This window comes from Streptomyces sp. NPDC006265, from assembly GCF_040613555.1.
In the GTDB taxonomy this organism is placed as follows: domain Bacteria; phylum Actinomycetota; class Actinomycetes; order Streptomycetales; family Streptomycetaceae; genus Streptomyces.
In genome coordinates, this window is the sequence record NZ_JBEXSH010000885.1 from 1 (window position 1) to 3,726 (window position 3,726).

A 3,726-nucleotide genomic window follows, 5' to 3' on the forward strand; every position below is an offset into this window, starting at 1 on the left:
CCTGGCCCGGCCACGGCCGCCTGTGGTCCCACCTCGTCAGCGACGTCTCCTACGAGGAACTGCACACCTTCGCCGCCGGCCTCGGCGTCCCCCGCCGGGCCTTCGAACGCGACCACTACGACATCCCCGACCAGCGGTACGCCGACGCGGTGCGGGCCGGGGCGGTGGAGGTCAGCAGCCGCGAGGTGGTGCGGCTGCTGCACGCGGCGGGGCTGCGGCGGCCCAAGGGGCGCTATCCCTCGCCGGGTTCGCGCAGCTCGTAGGTCAGCTGTTCGGGGTCCTCGGCGACCTGGGTGAAACCGGCCCGCGCGAGCACGTTCTGCGAGGGCAGGTTCTCCCGCTCGACGTTCGCGACCACGGTCCGCACCTCCGGCCGGTCCAGCGCCCAGGCCGACAGCGCGCGCAGCGCCTCGGTGGCGTAGCCGTGGCCGCGGGCGCCCTCGACCAGGTCGTAGCCGACCTCGACCCGGCCCGCCCCGTCCGGGACGCCGTGGAAGCCCATGGCGCCGATCGCGCGCTCGTCCTCGCGCCGGACCAGCACGTACATGCCCCACTGCGGCCGGTGGACCCCGTCCTCGTACTGCTTGTACACCAGCCCGGCGCCGACCCGGGTGCCCTCGATCGGGCCGCCCTCGATCCACTCGAAGCCGCCGTCGCCGACCGTGGACAGATCGGTGGCCGCGGCCGGGGTGACGCCCTGGAGCGTGATCCGCTCGGAGTCGATCACCAGGTTGTTGTTCCAGCGCCACTGCATGACCGGGGCGCGGCCGGCCGGCTCCCCGCGGCCGGTGGCCCACAGCAGGGTCGGCCACGGAGTGGGACCGGGCTGGACGTGCGGGAAGATCCGGGTGAGCACGAAGTCGCACAGCTCGGGCGCCGGTTCGTAGGACACGCCGAGCCCCTCGGCGATGTCGTGCGTGTGCAGCAGCACCTCGGCCACGCCCATCGCGGCGAACCCCTCACGGTTCGCGCTGCGGAACGGGTACGGATGGAAGGCCCGCACGTGCCGCGGGGCGGTACGGATCGCGGCGGCGAGCAGGGCCCCCGTCGTGCCGATCACCCGCAGCACGTCCGCGTTGCCCGTGTCCTCCTCCATCGACAGCTCGAACGGCGAGTACCCGTCCTGCTCCCGCCCCGCCAGCTGCCCCGCGTAGGCGATGAGATCCTCGGCGATGTGCACCGCCGTCTGCCGGCAGTCCCACTCCAGCCGCCCGGCCCGCACGTCCTCCCAGTCCTGCCCGACAACCGCCCCCAGCAGCCCGACACACTCGTCGACGGCCTGCTCCACCTGTTCCGCTCCCGTTGTCCACATGGTGGGCAGGCTACGAGGCGTCGTGGGGTGGGGGCGACAGCATTTCCAGCTCGGCGGTGAGGTTGTAGCGGGCCGTGGCCTCCCACTTCGCCGCACCGTGCGGAGTCCGGAACAGGCGTGGGAGGTCCAGGAGTTGGCGCAGGATGGCGGCGCGGCCCTCGCGGAAGGCGTCGCTGGGGACGAAGTGGTACTCCTCGCGGACGGCCGCGGTGTAGGCGGCGTACGCCGACGGGGGTGAGGCGAGGATCACAAGGTCGGCGTCGCACAGGACCTGGCCGTCGGGGTCGTCGTCCGCCGGGTCGTGGGTGACGGTGAGCCGGACCAGGCGGGCCACCTCGGCGGTCTTCGCGTCCGGGACGCCGGCCTCCGCGAGGGCGCGTTCGGCGAGGCGGGCCGAGCGTTCCTCGTTCTCGGAGCGGTCGGGCAGGTAGACCGCGTCGTGAAACCAGGCGGCCAGCCGGACCACGTCCGGGTCGCGCGCGTACCGCTCCAGTTCGTCGACCCGGTCCAGGACCGCCGTGAGGTGCTCGACCGTGTGATAGCGGCGCTGCGGCTCCTGCCAGCGGGTGAGCAGGGCGTCGGCGTACGGCGCCGGGTCCGGGCCGCCGGCCGGGCCCCGGGCCGCTTCCAGGGTGCGGGCGAAGCGGGTGCGCAGGGAGTCGAGGTCGGACATGGGGGCATTCTCCCGCTGAGCGGGGTCGGGCACCTAGCGTGGGGGCATGACGACTCCTGCTGATGTTCCTGATGTACGGGACCCCGAGCAGCCCGGGCGGTTGCTGACGATCGAGCGTGAGGCGCTGATCCCGCTGTTGCGGGGCCGGGCCGGGGAGGACTTCGCGCTGCCTGTCGCCGCGTGTCCGGGCTGGACGGTGCGGGACGTGCTGGCGCACTGCTCGGCCGCGCTCACCCGGGTGGCGGAGGGCAGGTTCGAGGAGGGCGTGTTCTCGCCCGAGTCCAACGACCGGGACATCGCCGAGCGGGCCGGCTGGAGCGACGCGCAGATCGTCGACGAGCTGGAGCGGGGCATGGGCGCGGCCGGGCCCGTGATCGCCGGGGCCGGCGGGAAGCTGGACCGTCTCGCCCTCGGGGAGTGGGTGCACGCCGGTGACGTGCGCGAGGCCTTCGGGGAGCCGGGGGCGTACGGCGGGGCCGGGCTGCCGGACGCGCTCGCGCTGCTCGCGCGGATCACCCGCGAGCGGGGGCACGTGGCGCTGCACGCCGACCTCGACGACCTGGACGAGCCGCTACGGCTCGGGGAGAGCGGCGGGGAGCGGCCCCCGGGCCGTTTCATCGGGGACGGGCCGACGCTCGTACGGCTCTACGCGGGGCGGCCGGTCGACGGGGTGCCGGCGTTCGAGCTGGCCGGGGTGGAGGCGAAGGAGCTGAACATCTTCGGTTGAGTCCGCCCCCCGGGGCGTCGGAGGCGGCGCGGATGGGCAGCGTAGTCTTGATTGGACTAGACCTGTCATCGAACGCCGACGCATGCCGACGAAGGGGCCCCATGAGCAAGCGTGCAGTCCTGGAGGTGATCGCCCTCGGGGTCGAGGACGCGGTCGCCGCCCAGGCGGGAGGCGCGGACCGCCTCGAGCTGGTCACCGACATGGCGGCCGACGGCCTCTCGCCGTCGGCCGCCACCGTCGCCGGGATCCGCGGGGCGGTCGACATCTCGCTGCGGGTGATGCTGCGGTCGGCCGACGGGTTCGCGGCGGGGGATGTCGGACGGCTCGCCGATACGGCTGCGGAGCTGCGGGAGGCCGGGGCGTCGGAGTTCGTGCTGGGCTTCCTCGACGGAGGGGGCGCGGTTGATCTCGCGGCCGTGGAGCGGGTGGTCGCCGTTCTGGACGGGTGCCCCTGGACGTTCCACCGGGCCATCGACCGGGCCTCCGACCGGGACGCCCTGCGCAAGCAGCTGGACGGGATGCCGGGGTTGGACACGTACCTGACGGCCGGGGCTTCGGGTGGGGTCGATGAGGGGCTGCCCGTGCTGCTCTCGGAGGCGGGGCGGGCGGGGGAGCCGGGGTATGAGCAGCGGTTGCTGGTGGGGGGCGGGTTGCGGCTGGAGCATGTGCCGGTGCTGCTGAAGGCCGGGGTGGACGGGTTTCACATCGGCGGGGCGGCTCGGCCTAGGGGGTGGGGCGAGCCGGTGTCCGCGGAGATGGTCTCGGCGTGGCGTTCTGCGGTGGACGGTTCTTGAGGGGTGCTCGGCGTTGGGGGTGGGGGCGGGGCGTTTCGCTGCCCGGCGGAGCGGGATGCCGCTGCACCCACCCGTGCCGCCCCTAGTGCCGCGGCAGGCAACGTTCGCCCCGTCACGACGCCCGGCACGCTCCCCCAAGCTCTCGACTCCGCTCGAGCAGGGGGTACCCGCACTCGCCGCACCGGCCGAAACCCCGAGTACGTCCAGTACGAGGGCTTCC

At 74.0% G+C, this 3,726-nt stretch carries 5 protein-coding genes; 3 read left to right on the forward strand and 2 right to left on the reverse strand.

Annotated elements, in window-relative coordinates; genetic code table 11:
- Positions 1-263 (forward strand): DUF4031 domain-containing protein (locus ABZ281_RS42100; RefSeq protein WP_356663259.1); only part of this gene is annotated, 263 nt, incomplete at its 5' end.
- Here ABZ281_RS42100 and ABZ281_RS42105 read toward each other — a convergent pair.
- Both ABZ281_RS42105 and ABZ281_RS42110 read right to left on the reverse strand, forming a co-directional pair.
- Positions 233-1,288, reverse strand: a complete 1,056-nt coding sequence (locus ABZ281_RS42105) for a GNAT family N-acetyltransferase (protein WP_356663267.1) — start codon at positions 1,286-1,288, stop codon at positions 233-235. The two genes, ABZ281_RS42100 and ABZ281_RS42105, sit on opposite strands and share 31 nt — an antisense overlap.
- Positions 1,289-1,322: 34 nt before the next feature.
- A complete protein-coding gene (locus ABZ281_RS42110) occupies positions 1,323-1,985 on the reverse strand; it encodes a hypothetical protein (protein WP_356663261.1) in 663 nt (220 codons plus the stop codon).
- A 46-nt stretch (positions 1,986-2,031) separates the two neighbouring features.
- Here ABZ281_RS42110 and ABZ281_RS42115 point away from each other — a divergent pair, with 46 nt between their 5' ends.
- On the forward strand, positions 2,032-2,712 hold the full coding sequence (locus tag ABZ281_RS42115; protein WP_356663263.1) for a maleylpyruvate isomerase family mycothiol-dependent enzyme: 681 nt from the start codon (positions 2,032-2,034) through the stop codon (positions 2,710-2,712).
- Positions 2,713-2,813: 101 nt separating this feature from the next.
- A complete protein-coding gene (locus ABZ281_RS42120) occupies positions 2,814-3,506 on the forward strand; it encodes a copper homeostasis protein CutC (protein WP_356663265.1) in 693 nt (230 codons plus the stop codon).
- Positions 3,507-3,726 lie beyond the last annotated feature (220 nt).